This window comes from Ralstonia sp. Ralssp110 (assembly GCF_047325135.1).
Classification (GTDB): Bacteria; Pseudomonadota; Gammaproteobacteria; order Burkholderiales; family Burkholderiaceae; genus Ralstonia; species Ralstonia mojiangensis.
This window is the reverse complement of the sequence record NZ_CP168610.1, coordinates 2370195-2394288: the sequence shown is the minus strand read 5'-3', so window position 1 is coordinate 2394288 and position 24094 is coordinate 2370195. Positions and strand designations below refer to the sequence as shown.

The 24094-nt window shown below is 63.8% G+C and carries 20 protein-coding genes, 1 tRNA gene and 2 pseudogenes; 16 read left to right on the top strand and 7 right to left on the bottom strand.

Going from position 1 to position 24094, the window contains the following annotated elements:
* Window positions 1–56: 56 nt before the first annotated feature.
* A complete protein-coding gene (pmbA, locus tag ACEN9T_RS20110) occupies window positions 57–1430 on the top strand; it encodes a metalloprotease PmbA (protein ID WP_413706856.1) in 1374 nt (457 codons plus the stop codon).
* A 63-nt stretch (window positions 1431–1493) separates the two neighbouring features.
* On the opposite strand, the gene ACEN9T_RS20105 is transcribed toward pmbA, so the two are convergent.
* Window positions 1494–1997, bottom strand: coding sequence for a dihydrofolate reductase (locus ACEN9T_RS20105; protein ID WP_092971652.1), 504 nt, complete (start codon window positions 1995–1997; stop codon window positions 1494–1496).
* A 4-nt stretch (window positions 1998–2001) separates the two neighbouring features.
* On the bottom strand, window positions 2002–2796 hold the full coding sequence (locus ACEN9T_RS20100) for a thymidylate synthase (RefSeq protein ID WP_413706855.1): 795 nt from the start codon (window positions 2794–2796) through the stop codon (window positions 2002–2004).
* Between the two features lie 216 nt (window positions 2797–3012).
* On the opposite strand from ACEN9T_RS20100, the gene ACEN9T_RS20095 reads away from it, so the two are divergent.
* The gene (locus ACEN9T_RS20095) at window positions 3013–4014 is read left to right on the top strand and encodes a threonine dehydratase (RefSeq protein WP_413706854.1); all 1002 of its coding nucleotides are present in this window, start codon (window positions 3013–3015) and stop codon (window positions 4012–4014) included.
* On the opposite strand, the gene ACEN9T_RS20090 is transcribed toward ACEN9T_RS20095, so the two are convergent.
* Window positions 4011–4703 (bottom strand): TerC family protein, encoded by a 693-nt coding sequence (locus ACEN9T_RS20090; RefSeq protein ID WP_092971649.1) that lies wholly within the window; start codon window positions 4701–4703, stop codon window positions 4011–4013. The two genes, ACEN9T_RS20095 and ACEN9T_RS20090, sit on opposite strands and share 4 nt — an antisense overlap.
* A gap of 516 nt (window positions 4704–5219) precedes the next feature.
* On the opposite strand from ACEN9T_RS20090, the gene egtD reads away from it, so the two are divergent.
* Entirely contained in the window at window positions 5220–6266 is a 1047-nt protein-coding gene (gene egtD / locus ACEN9T_RS20085) for an L-histidine N(alpha)-methyltransferase (RefSeq protein WP_413706853.1), read from the top strand.
* 65 nt (window positions 6267–6331) lie between these two features.
* On the top strand, window positions 6332–7630 hold the full coding sequence (locus tag ACEN9T_RS20080; protein WP_092971647.1) for an ergothioneine biosynthesis protein EgtB: 1299 nt from the start codon (window positions 6332–6334) through the stop codon (window positions 7628–7630).
* A 143-nt stretch (window positions 7631–7773) separates the two neighbouring features.
* Here ACEN9T_RS20080 and ACEN9T_RS20075 read toward each other — a convergent pair whose 3' ends face one another.
* Window positions 7774–9645 (bottom strand): DEAD/DEAH box helicase, encoded by a 1872-nt coding sequence (locus ACEN9T_RS20075; RefSeq protein ID WP_413706852.1) that lies wholly within the window; start codon window positions 9643–9645, stop codon window positions 7774–7776.
* A 498-nt stretch (window positions 9646–10143) separates the two neighbouring features.
* Between ACEN9T_RS20075 and ACEN9T_RS20070 the strand changes: the two genes are divergently transcribed.
* The gene (locus ACEN9T_RS20070; RefSeq protein WP_012435166.1) at window positions 10144–10332 is read left to right on the top strand and encodes a hypothetical protein; all 189 of its coding nucleotides are present in this window, start codon (window positions 10144–10146) and stop codon (window positions 10330–10332) included.
* Between the two features lie 111 nt (window positions 10333–10443).
* Here ACEN9T_RS20070 and ACEN9T_RS20065 read toward each other — a convergent pair.
* Window positions 10444–10518 (bottom strand) — tRNA-Arg (locus tag ACEN9T_RS20065).
* Window positions 10519–10829: 311 nt separating this feature from the next.
* On the opposite strand from ACEN9T_RS20065, the gene ACEN9T_RS20060 reads away from it, so the two are divergent.
* Entirely contained in the window at window positions 10830–11045 is a 216-nt protein-coding gene (locus tag ACEN9T_RS20060; RefSeq protein WP_024976225.1) for a hypothetical protein, read from the top strand.
* Window positions 11046–11176: 131 nt separating this feature from the next.
* The gene (locus ACEN9T_RS20055; RefSeq protein WP_092971645.1) at window positions 11177–12151 is read left to right on the top strand and encodes a Kdo hydroxylase family protein; all 975 of its coding nucleotides are present in this window, start codon (window positions 11177–11179) and stop codon (window positions 12149–12151) included.
* Window positions 12152–12211: 60 nt separating this feature from the next.
* Here ACEN9T_RS20055 and ACEN9T_RS20050 read toward each other — a convergent pair whose 3' ends face one another.
* Together ACEN9T_RS20050 and ACEN9T_RS20045 are read right to left on the bottom strand one after the other, a co-directional pair.
* Window positions 12212–13123 (bottom strand): amino acid ABC transporter substrate-binding protein, encoded by a 912-nt coding sequence (locus ACEN9T_RS20050; RefSeq protein WP_413706851.1) that lies wholly within the window; start codon window positions 13121–13123, stop codon window positions 12212–12214.
* Window positions 13124–13586: 463 nt separating this feature from the next.
* On the bottom strand, window positions 13587–13793 hold the full coding sequence (locus tag ACEN9T_RS20045; protein ID WP_092971884.1) for a hypothetical protein: 207 nt from the start codon (window positions 13791–13793) through the stop codon (window positions 13587–13589).
* A gap of 23 nt (window positions 13794–13816) precedes the next feature.
* On the opposite strand from ACEN9T_RS20045, the pseudogene ACEN9T_RS20040 reads away from it, so the two are divergent.
* The 9 genes and pseudogenes from ACEN9T_RS20040 to ACEN9T_RS20000 all read left to right on the top strand — a co-directional run.
* A pseudogene (locus ACEN9T_RS20040) lies at window positions 13817–14794 on the top strand (ABC-F family ATP-binding cassette domain-containing protein); the annotation flags it as partial.
* A 207-nt stretch (window positions 14795–15001) separates the two neighbouring features.
* Window positions 15002–15313: pseudogene (locus ACEN9T_RS20035) on the top strand (ATP-binding cassette domain-containing protein); the annotation flags it as partial.
* Between the two features lie 258 nt (window positions 15314–15571).
* Window positions 15572–15877, top strand: coding sequence for a hypothetical protein (locus tag ACEN9T_RS20030; RefSeq protein WP_413708488.1), 306 nt, complete (start codon window positions 15572–15574; stop codon window positions 15875–15877).
* A gap of 172 nt (window positions 15878–16049) precedes the next feature.
* The gene (locus ACEN9T_RS20025; protein ID WP_413706850.1) at window positions 16050–18035 is read left to right on the top strand and encodes a DNA topoisomerase IV subunit B; all 1986 of its coding nucleotides are present in this window, start codon (window positions 16050–16052) and stop codon (window positions 18033–18035) included.
* Window positions 18036–18051: 16 nt separating this feature from the next.
* Complete coding sequence (locus tag ACEN9T_RS20020) at window positions 18052–18942, top strand: lytic transglycosylase domain-containing protein (protein ID WP_413706849.1); 891 nt, start codon at window positions 18052–18054, stop codon at window positions 18940–18942.
* A 49-nt stretch (window positions 18943–18991) separates the two neighbouring features.
* On the top strand, window positions 18992–21334 hold the full coding sequence (gene parC / locus ACEN9T_RS20015; protein WP_413706848.1) for a DNA topoisomerase IV subunit A: 2343 nt from the start codon (window positions 18992–18994) through the stop codon (window positions 21332–21334).
* Window positions 21335–21338: 4 nt separating this feature from the next.
* The gene (locus ACEN9T_RS20010; protein ID WP_092971640.1) at window positions 21339–21911 is read left to right on the top strand and encodes a chromate transporter; all 573 of its coding nucleotides are present in this window, start codon (window positions 21339–21341) and stop codon (window positions 21909–21911) included.
* Entirely contained in the window at window positions 21893–22438 is a 546-nt protein-coding gene (locus ACEN9T_RS20005; RefSeq protein ID WP_175537110.1) for a chromate transporter, read from the top strand. The genes ACEN9T_RS20010 and ACEN9T_RS20005 overlap by 19 nt, the downstream gene beginning before the upstream one ends.
* A gap of 241 nt (window positions 22439–22679) precedes the next feature.
* Complete coding sequence (locus ACEN9T_RS20000; protein WP_413706847.1) at window positions 22680–24062, top strand: amino acid permease; 1383 nt, start codon at window positions 22680–22682, stop codon at window positions 24060–24062.
* Window positions 24063–24094: the final 32 nt, after the last annotated feature.

Sequence of the window (24094 nt, the reverse complement as noted above, 5' to 3'; positions counted from 1 at the left end):
CAGTTCTTGCCTGCCTTTGGCAAAATCGCGGCACCCGTTTCTTCCCTCCATTGCCTATGTCTCAAACGCTCGATTCCAAGACCGCCCCTGTGTTTGCCTACCGCCGCGAACAGCTCGAGGAGATGGCCACCGATGTGCTCCGCATTGCACGCGAACTCGGCGCCTCCGATGCCGCAACGGAAATCTCCGAAGGCCAAGGCCTGTCAGTCACGGTGCGCAAGGGCGAGATCGAGACCATCGAGCAGAACCGCGACAAGATCGTTGGCGTGACGGTCATGCTCGGCAAGAAACGCGGCAACGCCAGCACGTCGGACTTTTCGCCGGCGGCACTGCGGTCCACCGTCGAGGCTGCCTACAACATTGCGCGCTTCACCGCCGACGATGATTGTGCCGGCTTGGCAGAAGAAGAACTGCTGGAGAAACACCCGCAAGACCTGCAGCTCTATCACCCGTGGATGATCGACGCGGAAGCCGCCGTGGAGATCGCTCGCGCCGCGGAAGCTGCTGCCTTTGCCGTAAGCCCGAAGATCCGCAACAGCGATGGCTCGAGCATCTCGGCGCAGCATTCGCACTTCGTGCTGGCCACGTCGCGCGGTTTCATGGCGGGCTACCCGTATTCGCGTCACTTCATTTCTGCTGCGCCGATCGCCGGTTCGGGCGCGCATATGCAGCGCGACGATTGGTATTCGTCCAAGCGCTCGCCGGACGATCTGGCTGCGCCCGAAGCGATCGGCAAGTACGCGGCAGAACGTGCGCTGGCGCGTTTGTCCGCGCGTCGGCTGACAACGCGCAAGTGCCCCGTGTTGTTCGAGGCGCCGCTGGCGGCGGGTTTGCTGGGGGCCTTTGTGCAGGCGGTGTCGGGCGGAGCGCTCTATCGCAAGTCGACGTTCCTGCTCGATACGCTGGGCAAGGAAGTTTTCGCGCCGCATGTGCAGATCACGGAAGACCCACACGTCCTCAACGGCATGGGCAGCGCGCCGTTCGACGAGGAAGGCGTGCGCACGCAGCGCCGCGATGTGGTGAAGAACGGCGTGGTGGAAGGCTACTTCCTGTCGACGTATTCCGCGCGCAAGCTCGGCATGCAAACCACGGGCAATGCTGGCGGCTCGCACAACCTGACGTTGTTCTCCGACCAGACCACGCCAGAAGACGACTTTGCCGGCATGCTGCGCCGCATGGGCACGGGCTTGCTGGTCACCGAACTGATGGGCCAGGGCGTGAACTACGTGACGGGTGATTACTCGCGCGGCGCGTCAGGTTATTGGGTTGAAAATGGCGTGATTCAGTATCCGGTGGAAGAAATCACGATTGCCGGCAACCTTGGTGAGATGTTCCGCCAGATCGTTGCCATCGGAGCCGATGCGCTCGTGCGTGGTACGAAGGAAACTGGCTCGATCTTGATCGAACAGATGACGATCGCCGGCGAATAAATCGTCACTGCCGAAATAAAAAACGCGCTCGAAACTGAGCGCGTTTTTTATGGTCTGCTGGGATTATTGCTCGTCCGATGGCGGACGTTCATACGTAACGAACGCGTAGTCGAAATCGTTGGGCGCTGCCGCGTGGTGCGTCTCGCGTGCGACTTCATGCCAGAGCTTCGGGTCGGGCGCGGGGAAGTGCGCGTCGCCTTCGAAATCGGCGTCGATTTCCGTGACGATCAGGCGGTCTGCGCTCGGGAGGGCATCCGCATACAGTTGCGCGCCACCGATCAGGAAGATCTGCTCGGCGCCTACGCACAGACGCTGCGCATCTTCCATCGAGTAGGCAATCTCGCAGCCCGGCAGCTCGAGCTTGGCATTACGCGTGACGACAATGTTGCGCCGGCCTGGCAGCGGGCGGCCGATCGAATCGTACGTCTTGCGGCCCATCACGATGGGTGCGCCCATGGTCGTGCGCTTGAAGTGGGCGAGATCTTCGGGCAGGCGCCAGGGCAGGGTGTTGTCGCGGCCAATCACGCCATTGCGGGCGCGGGCGACGATGAGCGTCAGGATGGTCATACGGTTACACGGCCACCGGTGCTTTGATGGCAGCGTGGCTTTGGTAGCCGACGATCTCAAAGTCTTCGTACTGGTAGTCGAAGATGCTTTCAGGCTTACGCTTGATGTGCAGCTTTGGCAACGGCAGCGGCTCACGTGCGAGTTGCGTCTCGACCTGTTCGAAGTGGTTGTTATAGAGGTGGCAATCGCCGCCCGTCCAGACGAAGTCGCCCACATCGAGGCCAGTCTGCTGCGCAACCATGTGCACCAGCAGCGCGTAGCTGGCAATGTTGAACGGCACGCCGAGGAAGATATCCGCACTGCGCTGGTAGAGCTGGCACGAGAGCTTGCCGTCAGCCACATAGAACTGGAAGAACGCGTGGCAGGGCGGCAGCTTCATGCGCGGGATCTCGGCCACGTTCCAGGCGGAAACAATCAGCCGGCGTGAATCGGGGTTGCGCTTGATCTGGGCGATCAGTTCGGCGATCTGGTCGATGTGTTCACCGTCAGGCGTCGGCCAGGAGCGCCATTGGGAACCGTACACGGGGCCCAGCTCGCCGTCGGCGTCAGCCCATTCGTCCCAGATCGTCACGCCGTTGTCTTGCAGCCAGCGCACGTTGGTCGAGCCTTGGAGGAACCACAGCAGTTCATAGACGATGGACTTGATGTGGACCTTCTTGGTGGTCACCAGCGGAAAGCCGTCCTGCAGGTTGAAGCGCATCTGGTGGCCAAACACGGAGCGCGTGCCGGTGCCGGTGCGGTCGGCTTTGTCGGTGCCATGTTCGTAGACATGGCGCATCAGGTCGAGATAAGGCTTCATGCGAGCGCGGGCGAGAAGGCGGGGGCGTCGGATATCAGGTGAGCCGCATTGTAACGTGAGCCGCGCGGCGCCGACTGTACCGGCAGTGTCCGGAAACTGGCCCGGCCGGATGAGCGGCACGGTAGGACTGGCAAAGCGCAGAATTGTCGATGTTGCCTGGCAGGCAACGCTGGCAAGATCGCCACATCACTTTCAACTGTCCGCCGGAGAAACACCGTGTCGTCTATGGCTACCCAGGCTTCGACCACCCGTGCCGCCGAATTGCGCTCTCTTCGCGCAGCCGCCAACGTGGTCCATGCGGCGATTGCGCCGACCCCGCAGTACTGCTGGCCGTTGCTCTCGGAAGCGATGGGGGCGGCGGTGTGGGTTAAGCATGAAAACCACACCGAAGTGGGCACGTTCAAGGTGCGGGGCGGGCTGACTTATCTGCATGCCTTGCGCCAACGTGAGCCTGAGGTGCGCGGTGTGATTGCGGCGACGCGCGGTAATCACGGTCAGTCGATTGCATTGGCGGCGCGCGGGAACGGTATCGCCGTCACCATCGTCGTGCCACATGGCAATAGCGTGGAGAAGAATGCCGCCATGCGTGCACTTGGCGCAGAGCTTATTGAAGCGGGTGATGACTTCCAGGCAAGCCGCGAGTTCGCCGATCAATTGGCCGGTGAACGTGGTTTGCACTTTGTGCCCTCGTATCACGACGATCTGGTCGTCGGGGTGGCGAGCTACTGGCTGGAGTTTCTTGAGGCCGCGCCGCTGGATGTGGTCTACGTGCCGATCGGCATGGGCTCGGGGATTTGCGCGGCGGTGCGGGCCCGCGATGCGTTGGGTCTGTCGACACGCATTGTCGGCGTCGTGTCAGCACATGCCCGATGCTACGAGCAGTCGTTTGCAAGCGGTACCGTGGTGTCGGCGCCGGTGTCGACGCTGCTGGCTGACGGGCTTGCATGCCGCACACCGGATGCGAAGGCGCTTGAGGTGATCCGCGCCGGCGTCGACGAGATCATTGCGGTGACGGATGACGATGTGGCGGAGGCTATTCGGCTGTACTTTTCTACCACGCACAACGTGGCGGAGGGCGCCGCCGCCGCCGCCCTTGCGGGGGCATGGCAGCAGCGGGAGCGGATTGCGGGCCTGCGTGTCGGCCTGCCGCTGACCGGCGGCAACATTGATCGCGCCAAGCTGGCACGCGTGCTTGCCGGTCAGCCGATCCTGGCTTAGGCGGGTTGTTGGCGGCGACGTTGGACAAGCCAGCCGCCGCCCAACACGACCACGAACACCACCACATACACTGCCCACTTAAGCGGCGGCTGTGCGGCAAAGAACGCCTTGAGAACCGGTTCGGCCACGATCATGTGCGCGGCCGTATAAGCCAGCACAGCGGCGCCGCCGTAGATGATGACCGGGAAGCGTTCGATCAGGCGCAGTACCACGCCGCTACCCCACACGACGACCGGCACGCTGATCAACAGCCCCAGCACCACCAGCAGGAAGCTGCCATGCGATGCACCGGCAATGGCGAGCACGTTGTCGATGCCCATCACTGCATCGGCGATGATGATGGTCTTCATGGCGCCCATCAGCGTGGTGCTGCCCGCGCCGTGTTCATCGCCGCCCTGGCCGTCGTCAGCCAGAAGCTTCCATGCGATCCACACCAGCGCCAAGCCGCCCACCAGCATCAGGCCTGGAATCTTCAGCAGCCACACCACTGCCAGCGTCATTAGCGCACGCACGATGATTGCGCCCGCGGCGCCCCACATGATGGCTTTCTTCTGTAGCGCGGGCGGCAGGTTGCGCGCGGCCAGCGCGATGAGGATGGCGTTATCGCCCGCAAGCACGAGGTCGATCACGATGATCGACGCCAGCGCGGCGGCAAACTGCATGGTGAAGATGTCAGACAACCATTCCATGGTGGCTCCAAGTCAAACAACAATAAAAATCGGTTGACCGAACTGCATGGAATGCTGGGGCGAGACGCTTTGCAGACCATGAAATCCGGTTGCAAAGGTCTTGCTCGACACGAACAGGTTAGGAACCTGCTGGTGCCGGCACGACCGGAAGCGTGGGCTTCGTCATGACGATCGTGCCTGGGGCTGAAGAACCCCCGAGCTACTCCCCTTTGAGGAAGCCCGCATTATATCGCAGCGAGCGGATTGTGCGCTGCAAAAACGCAACGTTGGCCTAGCAGCAAGGTGTGCGTGATTTTTTCAGCGGTGCGGGTGATTTTTACGATTAGCGCGATGCCGCGTTGTGGCAGCCTCCGGCGAAAGAACGGTGGCGCTGTCACAAAGCGGCGTCTACGCTGCAATTTCATCCGCGCGTCACCGACGTGCGGTGATGGCATAGGCGCGATGGCACATTTCTCGCTGTCAACGGCCCTCATGACCATGCAGCACCGTGCCGTTCCACCCACAACGGGAGACACCATGCAGGCCACCAAGCCGTCCGCCGATGCCTATGCCCGCCGCGCGCTGGCTCGTCTGATCCAGCCCCAGCCCACGGTCGACGCTATTGGCGCGGGCCTGACTTTCTACCAGCTCTTTACGGAAGACGACGCTGCCCTGCGTGCCGAAGCGGAAGCTGGCCTGCTTTCACCCGCGGCCAATATCAGCCCGAAGTTCTTCTACGATGCCCTCGGCTCGCGTCTGTTCGAAGCGATTACCGACCTGCCCGAGTATTACCCGACGCGCACCGAAGCCGCCATCTTCAGCCTGCACGCGGCCGAGATCGCGATGCGCGTAGGTCGCGGCGCCACTTTGATCGACCTGGGCGCCGGCAATTGCGAGAAGGCCGCACGCCTGTTCCGTACGCTTGCGCCGTCCCGTTATGTGGCGATCGACATCTCGGCGGATTTTCTGCGCGATACGCTGCGTGGGCTTGCGCGTCAGCATCCGCAATTGCCGATGGTCGGCATTGGCGCCGATCTGTGCGCACCGCTGGTGTTGCCTGATGCCGTGGGCGACGGGCGCCGCGTGTGGTTCTACCCCGGTTCGAGCCTTGGCAATTTCACGCCGGAAGAGGCGAGGGCATTTCTCTCACGCCTGCACGAGGCTTCCGCGCCTGGCGACAGCGTGCTGATCGGCATCGACCTTATCAAAGACGCCCAACGGCTCGAAGCCGCTTACGACGATCCGCTCGGTGTGACCGCCGCGTTCAACCTGAACGTGCTGCGCAACCTGAATCGGCTCCTGGGGGCGGATTTCGACGTGCGGGATTGGCGCCATGTCGCGCTGTACCGCCCAGAAGCCCATCGCGTTGAGATGCACCTAGAAGCTCGTCGCGATGTAACGGTGCGATGGGACAAGCAAGCCCGCGCCTTCGCCGCCGGCGACCGCATGCACACCGAGAACTCCGTCAAATACGACTTGGCGAGCCTTCAAGTGATGTTTGCCGATGCCGGGTTCGAGGATCTGCATGCCTGGACTGACACCGGCGGCGACTTTGCCGTCTGCCATGCGAGCGTAGGCCGTTAGGCACGAACGCGGCGCCTGGCAGGCCGGTGCGATAATGGATCGATTCCTGCCCGAGGTTTGCCGCGATGGCTGAATTCTTCATGCTCCCTGATCCGACCTTCATCGGATCGCTTCCCGACTGGACCGATGGCCGCCGCTTGCCGCGCCAGGGCATCGCGCACAGCTTGGTCGATGCGCGCAACCGCACGCTGGCGCTGTTGTCGGCCTTCGGGGATACGCAGCGCGGCTGGCAGATTGAACGCGTGGAGCATCACGCTCCGCCGCTCTGGACACTCGGCCAACTGGCCTGGTTTGCAGAGTTCTGGTGCCTGCGCGAACCGCGGCGCAACGGCAGCGACACCATCGAAGACGGCGCCGGTACCGAGTGGGACTTGGCGCTGTGGCAAGCTACGCTGCCCGCCGCACTTGATGGCGCCGACGCCTTCTTTGACATGGATCGCATGCCGCCAGAAGCGTGCTGGGAGCTGACGCTGCCCGGCATTGCCGCGATCAAGCAGTACGCGCATGACGTGCTCGACCGCGTGCTGCGCAAGCTCGCCACGCTCGGCAGTGATGACGATGCGGCGCTCGAACCGTTCCGCTGGGCTGTGTTCCACGAAGACCTGCGCGCCGAACATCTGCACGGCCTGCTGCAGGTGTTGGGCCTGCAGCCCGCTGGCCAGCCGCCGCTGGCCGCCGTGGCCGTGCCGGCTGCGCAGACACTGTCGTTGCCCGGCGGCCGCTTCCAGATGGGCTGGCCAGACGCCGATGGGTTCTTCTTCGACAACGAGTGTCCGCCGTACCGCACGTATGTGCCCGCATTCGAGATCGATGCGCAGCCGGTCACGAATGGCCAATACCTGGAGTTCATCGAAGACCGCGGTTACGACCATCCGCAATGGTGGTCGCCGGCCGGCATGGAGTGGCTGATGATGCAGGAGCGATCAGCGCCGCTGGGTTGGCAGCGCGATCCCGCCACGCGTACCTGGCAGGCACTGCGCTACGGTCAGGCACGTACGATCAACCGCGACGAACCCGTGCGCCATGTGAGCCTGTACGAAGCCCAGGCGTGGTGCCGCTGGGCCGGCCGTCGCTTACCGACCGAAGACGAATGGGAGATGGCCGCGGTGCAGGGTCGGGCCGGCTTTCATTGGGGGCAGGTGTGGGAGTGGACGTCGTCGCCGTTCGAGCCGTATCCGGATTTTGTACCGGGCATGCCGCGCGGTCGTGTGGCGAGCCTGTCGGCGCCGCACTTCATGACGATGCAGGCGGTGCGAGGCGCTGCCGCACATACGCCGCAACGCACCCGTCACCCGCGTTTCCGGGGCTTCCTGCTGCCGGAGCGTGATGACGTCTTTGTTGGCTTCCGAACCTGTGCGCTGTGATGTAGGCCTTTTCGGGCACGACCGGCAAGTCGAGTCGCGATTGACCGGCGTTGCCCAAGAAGCAAAAAACCCCACGCTGTTAGACGTGGGGTTTTTTGTTGGCTGTCTGCTAAGGCCATCCGGAAAAGATGACCCCTCATCGATCAACGATCGAAATCGCGCGAACGGCCCTTGCTGCCATAGCTGTCGCGGTTGCCGTCGCGATTGCCGTAGCTGCGACGCTGCGCGCCGTTGCCACCGTCGCCGAAGCGGCTGCCGCCGTTGTTGTCGCCGAAGCGACGCGGGGCGGCGCCTTCACGGTTGCCATCACGATTGCCATAACCGCCACCGGTGCCGGTGCCGGCGCTGTTGCCGTAGCCACGGTTGCCGTCTTGCGTGCCTTGCGTACGCGCGGGGCGTTGTTGCCAGTCGCCACGGTTTTGCTGGCCTTGGCCATACGACGGACGCGGGGCGCGGTCGTCGCGGTTCCATTCGCGTTGGGCGCCTTGGTAGCCGCCGCCGTTGCCGTTGCGGTCGTCGCGGCGCGGAGCAAAGCCGTCGCGGTCGCCGCCGAAGCTGCGTTGGAAGCGGCCTTCGTTGTTGCCGCTATTGCCACCGTTGCCGCCTTGGCGTGCGCCGTAGCCTTCACGCTGGCCGCGATAACCGCCGCCGTTACCACCGTTTCCACGGTAGCCGCCACGGTCGCCGCCGGCACGCGGGCCACCAGTGCGGGGCTTGGCCGAGCGCTTCGGCTCCAGGCCCTCAACCACCGATGCGTCGATGCGGCGATCAACGAAGCGCTCGATACGGCGCCATTGGAACGTGTCGTTGTGGTTCACCAGATTAATGGCGATGCCGCTGCGGCCCGCGCGGCCCGTACGGCCGATGCGGTGCACATAATCTTCAGCTTGCTTGGGCAGGTCGAAGTTGACCACGTGCGTGATGTCCGGCACGTCGATGCCGCGGGCCGCCACGTCGGTGGCCACCAGCACGCGCAACTGGCCGCGGCGCAGCGCCGTCAGCGTACGGTTACGTGCGCCCTGATGCATGTCGCCGTGCAACGCGCCAGCGGAGAAACCGTGCTCGGTCAGGCGTTCGGCCAGCGAATCGGCATCACGCTTGGTCGCCGTGAAGACGATGGCTTGCTTGAGCGACGCATCGCGCAGCAGGTGATCCAGTAGCTGCTGCTTGTGCGACATGTCGTCGGTGAAGTGCAGGCGCTCTTCGATGTTGCTTTGGTCGATTTTCGCGGCGGCGATTTCGATACGCTGCGGCTCGCGCATCATGCGCTCGGCCAGTTGCTCGATGCGGCGGTCCATCGTTGCCGAGAACATCAGCATCTGGCGCGTGGCCGGCGTGGCGCCGACGATGGCTTCGATGTCATCCGAGAAGCCCATGTCCAGCATGCGGTCGGCTTCGTCAAAGACGAGCATGTCGAGTGCCGACAGGTCGATGCGGCCCGAGTCGATGTGGTCCAGCAGGCGGCCCGGCGTGGCGATGATGATGTCCGGCATGCGTGCCAGCATGTCGAGCTGCTTCGGGTAGGGCATGCCGCCCAAGATGCTCGCGCAGACAATGCGGCGCAGATGACGGCCGTATTGTGCGGTGGCGGTGGTTACTTGCAGGGCCAGTTCGCGCGTGGGCGTGAGCACCAGCAGCGACGGCTTGGCCGGTGCCGGGCGGGGGCGGCGGCCCTTCATGCGTTGCGGCGGGCCGTCCATGCGCGGCCGCTGCGGCTCAGGCTGCTCGCTGATGCGCTGGATGGCCGGCAGAATGAACGCGGCGGTCTTGCCCGAACCGGTCTGGCTCGTGACCAGCAGGTCGCGGCCCGACAGGCAGGCCGGAATGGCTTGCGCCTGAACTGGCGTCGGCGTGGTGTAGTTCACTTCACCCAGCGCACGGACGATGCGGTCGTCCAGGCCCAGTGCAGCAAAGGCGCTGGCACGGGTCGCGGTTTCGGCGATGAGGTTCTCGGTATTGGTGTTGCTGGTTTCAGCGTGCGCAATAGCGCCGCTGCCGTCTTGAGGCTGCGTCATGTCGAATAGGTAGTAAGGCTGCCGCGCCGCTACATCAACGGATGCAGACGACGGAAATGGGATACGGCGACCGGTTAATCACGGGCGTCGGCGCCAATCGGATAAGGCCGGTTCGACAGACGGGCTGCAGAACGGACAGGCGGGGGAGTGGGCCGGCCTCAAGCTGAACAGGTCAGCGAGGTGGGGCGGCGGTCCCTTCGGCGTGATGTGAATCCACGCGGGAGATCGGAGACGATGCCAAGCACAATGGCAATCGGCTGCGCATGCATGCAACGGACGGGGATTCTGGCGATGACACTGATTTTGATACCAGCCATCGACCCACCGCGGACCGAAAAATACGGCAGTAAGCAGCCAAGCCACGAACTATAGCACGTATTTTTGCAGTGCGCAAAAATACCGGCGCCACTGATGTATGTGCCCGCGCCGCCGCTTGCCCGGTTGAACCCGCGGCCTATACTCAAAAGACCGGCCATGCTCACGGCCGGGAAGGGGCGGATGATGGAATTCCCGATGGCCTTCTCCAACCTGTACCTGTTGCTCGCCGTTTGCGTTGCGGGCGTGATCGGACTGGCGTCTGCGCCACTGGTAATCCGAGGTGCGCGAGTAGGGATCCGCGTGCTACTGACGATTATCGGGGTGCTGATCGGGCTGCTCGTGCTTGAAGCGCTGCCGGTGCTGACCTAGATGGCCCGGGGCCATCCGCAGCCATAGGCCCGCCCGTATGTGGCGGGCCTCGTTGTTTCGTGCGGGCAAAAAACAAAAGCCAGGCGTGTTGCCTGGCTTCGTCGTATCTGCTGGTCCCGCCGACAGGAATCGAACCTGTATCTCACGCTTAGGAGGCGCGTGCACTATCCATTGTGCTACGGCGAGTGACCGACTCCCGGGTGACGCCAACGGCCGCCCGAGCGAGCCGCGATTCTACGCAATTTGCAGAGCCAAGACCAGAGAGCCGCCGAAGCACAGGGCCGCGTCGGCAGCGCCTACCGACGCCATATGAAACGATGATGACGCCCCGGGTTTTGTAGGTTGTTGCCCACAGTCCAGATGTTCCTGTGAGGGGGGCAAACGCTAAAGCGAACGAACGATCGGTCAAAGAATCAGATTTAAGTATTACGAACTTTCCACGGTTGTTCACGGAAGTTATGCTTCATCACCCATTTCCGAAACCCTAGGCGACCAACATGCTGACATCCGAAGAACGGGACGATCCGTGGACGGTGGAGCCGTCGCTGGAAAGTCTGCTTCCCAAGCATCGGCCCGGGACGATTGATCGACCGATCTATTTCCGTCACACCGATACCCCTGACGGCCACGTCATCAAGCAATTTCCTGACGGTTCACGCCAGCTCGTGCGCTTTGTCGGCCTCGAAGAGCAGGTCGTCAAACACTTTCTCTGAAATCCGTTTCCCGCCCCGGTAAGTCTTCGGCACATGTCGTAAGACATGATGTGTTGTGTTTTCTGACGATGCACTGAACTGGTGAGCGCTCTATCATTCGCAAATATTTTACGTAAGCGATTGATAAGTTCATGGGAAGTATGCAAGGGTTTGCGCCCGCCACGCCGCGGACGTACAACCATGATGCTGGTCAGCAAGTCGGCGCTGCGCCGACCGCCATCGACATGGTGGTGCCGTGGCCGGTGCGTGAATGGTCACCCGCGGTGACGTTCGATGAGGCGGCTGCCATGCGGTCCGCGTTGGAGCGCGGCAATGTGCTGCACTTTCCCGCGCTCGATTTCCCACTTGATGCTGGGGAGCAGCGCTTTCTTGACGCACGCTGGTCTGACGGCAAGACGAAGAACATCAACCTGCGGGCGAATGAATCCAGCGTGCGCGGCGCCGTCGGGCAGCCTGCTGACCTGCGCGATCTCGCTACCCTGATCCGGCGTTACGCCGATGCTGCCGAGCGCCTCGTGCTGAGGTTGTTTCCCAGCTATGCCCCGCACCTGAAGCGGGCCGGCACGTCGTTGCGGCCAGCCGAGATTGCCGGGCGGCCAGTCAGCTGGCGTAAGGACGACACACGCCTGCACGTCGACGCATTCCCGTCGAATCCGCTGCACGGCCAGCGCCTCTTGCGTGTGTTCCACAACGTCGATCCGGATGCCCCGCGCGTCTGGCGCATCGGCGAACCCTTTGCCGACTTCGCCCAGCGGTTTGTGCCGAAAACACGTGGGATGCTGCCGGGACAATCGTGGCTGATGCACAAGCTGCATGTCACCAAACGCCCGCGCTCCGAATACGACCACCGCATGCTGCAGCTGCACGATCTCGCGAAGGCGGATCTGGTCTATCAGCGCCGGGCACCGCAGCAGACGTTCGAATTCGCGCCGGGTGCGACGTGGGTGGTCTTCAGCGATCAGACGCTGCATGCGGCGATGCATGGCCGCGCGATGATGGAGCAGACTTTCTATCTTGACCCAGCGGCGATTGCCGATCGCACCCATTCGCCCGAAGCTGTCCTGTCGCGCATGCTCAACAAGCCGATGCTGCCGGTCCAGCGCTGACAGCGCAAAGCAAAACGCCGCCTGACTGCACGGCGGCGTTGCCTGATTACACAGGTGCGTTCAGTCGGCGACCTTGTCGCTCGGATACTTGAACGAATCGCGCAGCAGGAAACTCATTGGAATATCCAGCTTCGCGCTGTGCGGCGGAATCGGTTGCTGGAACCACTTTTTGTAGAGCTTGTCGGCGTCGTAGTCGAGGATGATGTTGGTCATCGCGCGATCAACGAGGCGCTTGAACTCGGCGTCGTCCTTGCTGAGCATGATCGCGTAGGGCTCGACCGTCAGCATGTCGCCGACGACGGCGTAGTCGCTTGGCGTCTTGGTGTTGGCGCGGAAGCCATAGAGCAGCACGTCGTCCATCGCAAAGGCGTCCGCCTTGCCAGCTTCGACCATCGCAAACGATTCAGCGTGGTCCTTGGCTTCGAGGAACTTCATGTTCAGCACGCGCACGTCGTTCATCTTGCGCAGTTCCGCCACGCTGGTGGTGCCCTTGGTGGTGACGACGGTCTTGCCGCGCAGGTCATCCCATCTGCGGATGCCCGACGACGCTTTGACGATCATGCGGATGCCCGCGATGTAGTGCGGGATCGTGAAGGCCACTTTCTCGCGGCGTTCGCGGTTGTTGGTGGTCGAGCCGCATTCGAGGTCGGCCTTGCCCTCCATGATGGCCGGCATCCGCGTTGAAGGCGTGACCATCACATATTGCACTTTCAGATCGGGCCGCTTGAGGTCGCTGCGCAGCTTGTCGACCACGCGCAGGCAGAGGTCCATGGCGTAGCCGACGGGCTTTTTATCGGCGTCATAGAACGAGAAGGGTACGGAGCTTTCGCGGTAGGCGACGCGGACGGTGCCGGTATCACGGATGCGATCAAGCACCGGCGTGGAGGAGGCGAAGGCAACGCCCGGTATGAAACTGGACAGCGAAGCGTAGAGCAGCACTGCAGCCGGCAGTGCGCGCGTGAAGAACGGCATGGTTGTATCCCCCGGAAAGAATCGGCGGCCCACTTTATCGTTATGCCCGGCTCGTGACCGGAGGGCCTGCCGCATGATACGGCCCGGCGCTGCAACCTGCTGGCCTGCGCTTTTCTGGTGTTGTAAGCAGGCTGCAAGGGCGGATGTCGCCTTCTAAAAGTCGATTCGCGACGATGGCCTTGCAGTGGTGCACTGCGCACATGCGGCGTGCGCGACGCACCACTACAACTGTCTAGCCGGTGCAGTGCACTTACCTGTGGTGCAGGCTTGACGGGGCATGCGTTGCTGCGGTGCGAAGCCGCACGGGGCATAGCGTTAGGCGTTTTTCCCTACCGGGTTTGTCCCGACTGCCCGAGACGGACGAGGGGCGCTATGCTCCGGCCATGTCTTGTTCGCAAGGCATCGAGGAGAGACTCTTCCGGCCCGCCGAAAGCGGGCCGTTTTTCTTGAGTGTGCCCGCCTTCTAGCTCTGGTTGGGCAGCACGTTGCCGGGCTGGGACGCCTGCCGCGGCCAGTTCGAGAACGCGAAAATCCACAGCGCCACCAGGTTCACCACCGGTACCAGCACAAGCAGCGTCCACCAAGGTGAGAAGCCGGTCCGCAGCAAGATCTGCCGCACTGGAATGCCTGCCACGATCAAGATGATCAACAGCCCGAATAGTCCGCGCAGCGTCATTCCCCTTCCGTAACGGTATGAATGGCGCGGCCGGAAAAAGCGAGTCCGGCGGCACAAGCGTTATAGCACCGGCATCTGTAAGCGCAATGCCGCCGATAGACGAGGCGCGGGGCGACTACAATACGCGCCTTCCGGCCGCATACGGCCTGCATCCTTTTCACTCCAGCATGGCCCTGTTTTCCATTACCGATGCGCAACTGGCGTTCGGCCACGTGGCGTTGCTCGACCACACCGATTTCTCGCTGGAGGCCGGCGAGCGCGTAGGCCTGATCGGCCGCAACGGCACCGGCAAGTCGTCACTGCTCAAGATCGTGGCGGGTACGACCTCGCCGGATGACGGCCTGATCGCCCGTCAGAGCGGTGTGACCTCGGCCTATGTCCCGCAAGAGCCCGAATTCGACCCGGAGCAGACCGTGGCCGAAGCCGTGGCGATGGGGGTGCCGCATGCCGCCGGCCTGCTGGCTGAATACGAGGCGCTGATCGCCTCCATGGGCGATGTACAAGATGATGAGGCGATGCATACGTTGCACGCCCTGCAAGCCCAGCTCGACGCCGCTGATGCTTGGCAATTGCACACCCGCGTGGAAACCACCATTGCGCAGCTTGGTTTGCAACCGGGCGCGCGCATCGGTTCGCTGTCAGGCGGCCTGACCAAGCGCGTGGCGCTTGCGCAGGCGCTGGTGGGCGCGCCCGACATCCTGCTGCTGGACGAGCCGACCAACCACCTCGACTACGACTCCATCCGCTGGCTCGAAGATTTGCTGCTGGCCTTCCGCGGCAGCGTGCTGTTCATCACCCACGATCGCGCGTTTCTCGACCGCGTCGCCACGCGCATCATCGAACTCGATCGCGGCAAGCTGCGTTCCTACCCCGGCAACTTTACGGCGTATCAGACGCGCAAGGCGCAGGAATTGGAAGCCGAAGCCTTGGAGAACGCGCGCTTCGACAAGCTGCTCGCGCAGGAAGAAGTGTGGATCCGCAAGGGCGTGGAAGCGCGCCGCACTCGCAGCGTCGGCCGCGTGGCGCGGCTGGAACAGATGCGTGGAGAGCGCCAGGCGCGCCGCGAAGTGCAGGGCAACGTCAAGCTGGAGGTCTCGCAGGGCGATCGCTCGGGCAAGATCGTTGCCGAACTGATCGACGTGACCAAGCGCTATGGCGACAAGACCGTCGTCGACAACTTCACCGCCACAATCATGCGCGGCGACAAGGTTGGGATTCTCGGCGCCAACGGGGTCGGCAAGACCACGCTACTGAAGTTGATTCTCGGCGAACTGGCACCCGATTCGGGCACGGTGCGCAACGGCACCAACCTGCAGGTCGCCTATTTCGACCAGATGCGCGCCCAGTTGGACCTGAATCGGTCGCTCGCCGACACCATCAGCCCGGGCAGCGACTGGATCGAAGTCAACGGTCAGCGCAAGCACGTGATGAGCTATCTGGGCGATTTCCTCTTCCCGCCCGAGCGTGCACGCTCGCCGGTGGCCTCGCTGTCGGGCGGCGAGCGCAACCGGCTGCTGCTGGCGCGCCTGTTTGCCCGTCCGGCCAACGTGCTGGTGCTCGACGAGCCGACCAACGATCTGGACATCGACACGCTTGAACTGCTGGAAGAGCTGCTGCAGGAGTACAGCGGCACCGTATTTCTGGTTTCGCACGATCGGGCGTTCGTCGACAACGTCGTCACCTCGGTGATTGCGGCAGAGGGCGAGGGCCGTTGGCGCGAATACGTGGGCGGGTTTTCAGATTGGCAGACGCAATCAGCGCGCTCGGCGCAGATGGCGCAAGCCGTCAAGCCCGTCGCTGAAGAGAAGAAGCCCGAGGTGGCCAAGTCGCGCGAGCGTGCCACGGTCAAGCTCAGCTACAAGGAGCAGCGCGAACTCGACGCGTTGCCCGCCACCATCGAGACGCTGGAGGCGGAGCAGAAGCAGGTTGGCGGCGAACTGGAGGACGGCACGATCTACGGCCGCGACCCCGAGCGCGCGCAAAAGCTGGCCGAGCGCCACGAAGCCATCGAATTGGAACTGCTGGAGGCGCTGGAGCGCTGGGAAGCCCTCGAGGCCAAGCGCGCCGGCACGGTGTGATGCCGCAGTAACTACGCAATATGTCAGCGGGATGTCGACCGGATGTGGGTTTCGGGTCGCATTCCAACGCTGACGATCCCTCCGCATTGTTGAGGACGGCTTCCTTTACAATGCGCGCTGCATTCCCGGTGCTTGGGGACAGACCCAAGCCTGGTCAGTTTTTCCGCCTTCCATGAGCAAAACCTCCCAATACAGCGAATCGTCGATCAAGGTCCTCAAGGGCCTGGAACCGGTCAAGCAACGGCCGGGCATGTACACGCGTACCGACAATCCCCTGCACATCGTGCAGGAAGTCATCGACAACTCCGCTGACGAGGCGTTGGGCGGCTACGGCAAGTTGATTGCCGTGACGCTGCACAAGGACGGCAGCGTGAGTGTGGAAGATGACGCGCGCGGCATTCCCGTCGGCATTCACCCCGAAGAGGGCGTGCCGGTGGTCGAGATCGTCTACACGCGTCTGCATGCCGGCGGCAAGTTCGACAAGGGCCGCGGCGGCGCATACGCGTTCTCCGGCGGCTTGCACGGCGTGGGCGTGTCGGTCACGAACGCGCTGTCGACGCGGCTGGAAGTAACGGTCTGGCGTGACGGCAATGTGTCGACGCTCGCGTTCTCCGGCGGCGACGTGATCGAGCCGCTGACCACCCGCAAGGCCGAGCGCGGCGAGAAGAAGAGCGGCACACGCGTGCGCGCGTGGCCCGACGCCAAGTATTTCGATTCCGAGAACATCCCTCAGGCCGAGCTGCAGCGCTTGCTGCGCAGCAAGGCCGTGCTGCTGCCGGGCGTGAAGGTCACGCTCACGCTGGAAAAAACCGGCGAGACGCTCGAATGGCAGTACGACCAAGGCTTGCGCGGTTATCTGGTCGAATCGCTTGCGCAGGGCAGCGGCGCCGAGCCGGTGATCCCCCTGTTTGAAGGCGAGCACTTTGCCGACCCCGACAAGGCTGGCGAAGAAGGTTTTGCCTTTGGCGAGGGCGCCTCGTGGGTCGTGGCCTGGACGGAAGAGGGCTCGCCGGTGCGCGAGTCGTACGTCAACCTGATCCCCACGCCCGCCGGCGGCACCCACGAATCGGGTTTGCGCGAAGGTCTCTTTCAGGCGGTGAAGAGCTTTGTCGAGATGCACGCGCTGCTGCCCAAGGGCGTCAAGCTGATGTCCGAAGACGTGTTTGCGCGTGCCTCGTTCGTGCTGTCAGCCAAGGTGCTCGACCCGCAGTTCCAGGGGCAGATCAAGGAACGCCTGAACAGCCGCGATGCAGTGCGGCTCGTGTCGACCTTCAGCCGCCCGGCGCTGGAGCTGTGGCTGAACCAGCACGTTGAGCACGGCAAGAAGCTGGCCGAACTTGTCATCAAGCAGGCGCAGGCGCGTACACGTGCTTCGCAGAAGGTCGAGAAGAAGAAGGGCTCCGGCGTGGCCGTGCTGCCTGGCAAGCTGACCGATTGCGAGTCCGACGACGTGACCCGCAACGAACTCTTCCTGGTGGAAGGTGACTCCGCCGGTGGCTCGGCCAAGATGGGCCGCGACAAGGAATTCCAGGCCATCCTGCCGCTGCGCGGCAAGGTGCTCAATACGTGGGAAACCGAGCGCGACCGCCTGTTCGCCAACAACGAAGTGCACGACATTGCAGTCGCCATCGGCGTGGATCCGCACGGGCCGAACGATGCGGTCGACCTGTCGGGCCTGCGCTACGGCAAGATCTGCATCCTGTCCGATGCTGACGTGGACGGCGCGCACATCCAGGTGCTGTTGCTCACGTTGTTCTTCAAGCACTTCCCGCAACTGATCGATCGCGGGAACGTATGCGTGGCCCGGCCGCCGCTGTATCGTGTCGATGCCCCCGCGCGCGGCAAGAAGCCCGCGCAGAAGCTCTACGCGCTGGACGACGGCGAGCTGGAAGCCATTGAAGACAAGCTGCGCAAGGACGGCGTGAAGGAAGGCGCCTGGCAGATTTCCCGCTTTAAGGGCCTGGGCGAAATGAGCGCCGAGCAGCTCTGGGAAACCACCATGAACCCCGATACGCGCCGCCTGCTGCCTGTGGCGCTGGGCGAACTGGGCCAAGACCAGACCATCAACATGATGAACATGCTGATGGGCAAGGGCGAAGCCGGCGCGCGCCGCACGTGGCTGGAAGCGCGCGGCAACGAAGTCGAAGCCGATATTTGATCGCTGACCGACAACGATGAAGCTGTTTGCACGTTTCGCATTCGCATTGACGGCGCTGGCCCTGTTGGCCAGCCAGCCGGTGCGCGCGGACGTCTACGGCTACATCGATGAAAACGGTCTCGCGCACTTCGCCGCCGAACGGCTGGACGATCGCTACGTGCTGTTCATGAAGGGCGCGGCGGTGGCGAGCAAGGGTGACGACAAGGCCAGGGACGACAGCGCCATCGCCCTGCAGGCAACCGAGCTGCCCGATGCCGATGCGTACCTCAACGCCAGCAAGCGCGATGCTCTCGACAACGCCGCCGGCATGCGCCAGCGCCTGGTGCGCGCGGTGCTGCAGCATCCGAACGTGCCGACGGTGGAGCCGCTGATCCGCCAGGCCGCCAGCAAGCACGGTATCGACCCCGCGCTGGTGAAGGCCGTGATTGCCGCTGAATCGGGTTTCAACCCGCAGGCAGTGTCGCCCAAAGGTGCAATCGGGCTGATGCAGGTGATTCCGGACACCGGCGCGCGTTACGGCGTGACTGGCGACGCCCGCCGCACGGCTGCACAGAAGCTGGCCGACCCGAGAACGAACATCACCACCGGCGTGCGTTACCTGAGCGATCTGCTGCGCATGTTCTCAGGCAACCTTGAGCTTGTGCTGGCCGCCTACAACGCGGGCGAAGGCGCGGTGCAGAAGCACGGCAACGACATTCCGCCCTACGCCGAGACACAGAACTACGTGAAGACGGTGCTGCAGTTCTATCGTTACTACAACCCCGTTGCCGCCGTGCCTGGGTTGATGAACGTGAGCGCCAACGGCGTCATCGCCACGCGTAAGCCCGGTCGCACGGGCCGGCCCGCACGCATCGAACTCGTATTGGACCCGGCCACCGGCGTGGCCACGAACCTACCCCAACATTGATCCCGGCGGCGCCGCCAAGTTGAAGCGCGCCGCTTTCGCTTGAGCCTCCATGGAACAACAAGACATCCTCTTCGACCCCAGCGAGCCGGCCGAAGCGCTCACGCTTGGCGCCTATGCCGAGCGCGCCTATCTCGACTACGCCATCAGCGTGGTCAAGGGCCGCGCGCTGCCCGAGGTGGCCGATGGCCAGAAGCCGGTGCAGCGCCGCATCCTGTTTGCGATGCACGAGATGGGCCTGCGCTCCGATGCCAAGCCGGTCAAATCGGCGCGCGTGGTGGGCGACGTGCTGGGTAAATACCACCCGCACGGCGATCAATCCGCCTACGACGCGCTGGTGCGCCTGGCGCAGGATTTCTCGCTGCGCTACCCGCTGATCGACGGGCAGGGCAACTTCGGCTCGCGCGATGGTGACGGTGCGGCGGCGATGCGCTACACCGAAGCGCGTCTCACGCCCATCTCGCGTCTGCTGCTCGAAGAGCTGGACCAGGGCACGGTCGACTTCATCCCGAACTACGACGGTTCGATGGATGAACCGAAGCTGCTGCCGGCGCGCTTGCCGTTCGTGCTGCTTAACGGCGCATCGGGCATTGCGGTGGGGATGGCCACGGAGATCCCGTCGCACAACCTGCGCGAAGTGGCGAACGCCACCGTGGCGCTCATCCGCGACGACAAGCTCACCAGCACTGACCTGATGCAGTACATGCCGGGGCCGGACTTTCCGGGCGGCGGCCAAATCATCTCGTCCGCAGCCGACATTGCGCAGGTATATGAGAGCGGTCGCGGCAGCCTGAAGGTGCGTGCGCGCTGGAAGATCGAAGAACTCGCGCGCGGCCAGTGGCAGCTCGTGGTGAACGAGTTGCCGCCCAACACCTCGTCGCAGAAGGTGCTGGAAGAGATTGAAGAGCTGACGAATCCGAAGGTGCGCACGGGCAAGAAGTCGCTGTCGCCGGATCAGCTCACCATGAAGCAGACCATGCTGGGTCTGCTCGATGCCGTGCGCGACGAGTCCGGCAAGGACGCCCCGGTGCGCCTCGTGTTCGAGCCCAAGAGCAAGAACATCGACCAGCAGGAATTTGCCAACGCGCTGCTGGCGCACACGTCGCTGGAATCGGGCGCGGCCATCAACCTCGTGATGATCGGCACGGACGGCCGGCCGCGCCAGAAGGGCCTGGCGGAAATCCTGCGCGAGTGGATCGCCTACCGCTTTGCCACGGTCACGCGCCGCACGCGCCATCGTCTGGGCAAGGTGGAAGACCGCATCCACATTCTCGAAGGCCGCCAGCTGGTGCTGCTGCGCATTGAGGATGTGATCCGCATCATCCGCGAAAGCGAAGAGCCGAAGGCTGCGCTGATCCAGGTCTTCAACCTGAGCGACCGCCAAGCGGAAGACATCCTGGAAATCCGCCTGCGCCAACTTGCGCGCCTGGAGGCCATCAAGATCGAGCAGGAGCTGAAGAACCTGCGCGAAGAACAGGGCGAGCTGGACGTGCTGCTGAAGTCCGAGACCATGATGCGCCGTCGCATCATCAAGGAGATCGAGACCGACGCGAAGCAATACGGCGACGACCGCCGCACCTTCATCCAGGAAGAGCGCCGCGCCGCTGCCGAAGTGAAGGTCGTCGACGAACCCGTCACGGTGATCGTCTCGCAGAAGGGCTGGGTGCGCACGCGCCAGGGCCATGGCCACGACGCCACGCAATTCGCCTTCAAGGCGGGCGACACGCTGTACGACACGTTTGAATGCCGCACCACCGACGCGCTGCTGATCTTCGGTACGCGCGACGACAAGGGCACGGGCCGTGTCTATTCCGTGGCCGTGGCGAATCTGCCGGGTGGCCGTGGCGACGGCGTGCCGCTGACGACGCTGATCGAACTCGCGCCGGGCACGCATATCACCCACACCTTCGCGGGCCATGCGGAACAGAACCTGGTGATCTCCACGCGCGGCGGCAACGGCTTCCTTGCCAAGGTGGGCGACATGGTCGGCCGCCAGAAGGCCGGCAAGGCGTTCCTGACGCTGGACGAGGGCGACCAGCCCAATAAGCCGGCGCCGGTGCCGGCTGACGCTTATGGCGTGGCGTGCCTGTCGGAAGGCGGCCGCATGCTGCTGTTCCAGATCAGCGAGTTGAAGACGCTCGCCAGCGGTGGCCGGGGCGTGATCCTGATGGAGCTGGAGAAGAACGAAACGCTGCTTCAGGCGGTGGCCTTTGGTGCAGCGGGCTTTGTGCTCTCGGGCACCGGCCCGCGCGGCGGCAAGGCAGTCGAGCAGACCCTGACGACGCGCGCCCAAGAGCCGTACGCCGGCAAGCGCGCACGCAAGGGCAAGACGCTGGAGCCCAAGCTGCGCGATCCGAAGCTCTCGTTGCCCAAGCCCGTGCCGGACGCCGCCTGAACCCATGAGCGATCCGACCGCCGCGCCTGAAGCCAACACCGCAGCAAACATGCCGTCCTGCAGCAAGCTCTTCACCGAGTTTGCGCGGATGGGCCTGTCGGGCTTCGGCGGCGTGCTGCCCTTTGCGCGCGCCGGCATTGTCGATCGCAACCGCTGGCTCTCCAACACCGAGTTCGCCGAGCTGCTGAGCCTGGGTCAGGTGTTGCCCGGCCCCAACATCGTCAACCTCTCGGTCATGCTGGGCTACCGCTATCACGGCGTGCGCGGCGCCGCGGCCGCCATGGGTGGCCTGGTGCTGGTGCCCGCGGTGCTGTTGCTGCTGATCGTCATGCTGTACGACCATTACAGCGCGCTGTCGGTGGTGCAGAACCTGCTCAAAGGCATGGCGGCCGTGGCTGCGGGGCTCGTGCTCTCCACGGCGGTCAAGCTGGCGCAGGGGCAGTCGCGCACGTGGCGTGCGGTCGGCATCGGCCTGGCGGTTTTCCTGACCATTGGCGTTCTGCAATGGCCGTTGCTGCCGGTCATGCTGGTACTGATTCCGCTCGCACTCGTGCTCGAATGGTGGGCGATGCGATGAGCTACCTCACCACCGTCTTCGATCTGTTCTGGCATTTTCTGGTGCTGTCGTTTCTCGCTATCGGCGGGGCCAGTTCGACGCTGCCCGACATGCACCGTTTCCTGGTCGACACGCGGCATTACATGACAAGCGAGCAATTGAGCGCCATGTATGCCATCTCGCAGGCGGCCCCGGGCCCCAATGTGCTGTTCGTAGAGTTGTTCGGCTGGCAGGCGGCGGGTCTGGGTGGGGCGATTGCCTCGCTGGTCGGCATCTGCGGGCCGTCGTGCGTGATTGCTGCCGTCATCGCGCGCGTCATGGATCGCAAGCCCGACGCGCGCTGGATCGCGCTGGTCCGCCGTGGCCTCGCACCGCTGACGATCGGCCTGCTGTTCTCCACCGGCTGGGTGCTGGCGCGCGGGGCAGACAGCAGCTTCAGCACCATCGCGCTGACCGTGGCGACGGTCGTGGCGTGCTCCTTCACCCGCGTCCACCCCCTGGTGCTGGTGGGGCTGGGGGCATTGGTCGGCGGTATGGGCTGGGTGTAGCGCCCGCGCCGCACGGCCAGCGAAATCCAAGGCGGACGCATGTCCGCCTTTTTTCTTGGCCCGCTCGCCACCGAGATGGGCGCACAGCCCTCGGGAATACCCCAATGCCGTTCATGATGTATATACAACAACATATCGATCAAAGCGATGTTGTCTGCATGTGAATTCGAGTCCGCTCGGCCCACCGGTCGAGCCGCGACCCGCCCTGCAGGCGACCTCGCCGACATAAAGAGGAGACAGTTTGGAACACCTTCAACGCAACCTGCGCGCGCGACATATCCGCTTTCTCGCGCTCGGTTCGGCCATCGGCACGGGCCTTTTCTACGGGTCCGCTTCGGCCATCCAGTTGGCCGGGCCGGCCGTGATCCTTGCGTACATCATCGGCGGCGCGGCCGTCTATATGGTCATGCGCGCGCTTGGTGAGATGGCGGTGCGCCAGCCGGTTTCCGGTTCGTTCGGGCGCTATGCGCGCGACAACCTCGGTCCGCTCGCCGGCTTTCTGACCGGCTGGACGTACATCCTCGAAATGGTGATCGTCTGCCTGGCTGACGTCACGGCCTTCGGCATCTACATGGGCTTCTGGTTTCCCGAGGTGCCGCAATGGGTCTGGGTGCTTGGCATCGTCATGCTCATCTGCGGCCTGAACCTGTGCAACGTCAAGGTGTTCGGCGAGATGGAATTCTGGCTCGCGCTCATCAAGATCGTGGCGATCGGCGCCATGATCGTCGGCGGCACCGTCATCCTGTTCCTCGGCGTGAAGATGAACGGCGAGCACGCGTCGGGCTTGAGCAATCTCTGGTCGCACGGCGGTTTCCTGCCGCATGGCATGGGTGGCCTCGTGGCGTCGTTTGCCGTGGTGATGTTTGCGTACGGCGGCGTCGAGATCATCGGCATTACCGGCGGTGAAGCGCAGAACCCCGACAAGGTCATCCCGAAGGCCATCAACGCTGTGCCGGCGCGCATCCTGCTGTTCTACGTGCTGACCATGTGTGTGCTGATGGCGATCTTCCCGTGGACGGGCATTGACGGCCAGGGCAGCCCGTTCGTGCAGATCTTCTCGGGGCTGGGCATCCAGTCTGCGGCGGCGATCCTGAACCTCATCGTCATCTCGGCAGCCATCTCGGCCATCAACAGCAACATCTTCGGCGCGGGCCGGATGATGTACGGCATGGCCGAGCAGGGCCAGGCGCCGCGCATCTTTGCGGCAACCTCGCGCCATGGCGTGCCCTGGGTGACGGTGTTGTTCATGGCCGGTGCGCTGCTGGGCGGCGTGGTGCTGAACTACCTGATCCCCGAAAACGTCTTCGTGATCATCGCGTCGATCGCCACGTTCGCGACCGTCTGGGTCTGGCTGATGATCCTGCTCTCGCAGGTGGCCATGCGCCGGCGTCTGTCGGCCGAAGAAGTGCGTGCGCTCAAGTTCAAGGTGCCGCTGTGGCCCGTCGGGCCGGCTCTCGCCATCGCGTTCATGCTGTTCGTGATCGGCGTGCTGGGCTATATGGAAGACACCCGCGTAGCGCTGTACGTTGGCGCAGGCTGGGTGCTGCTCATGTCGGCCGCGTGGTATCTGCGCGTGAAGCCCAACGCAGCAGCCGTTCTGGCTGAAGAGGCAAGCGGGGTGTGAGCCCGGCCCGCCCGCAAAGACAAGACAAGTTT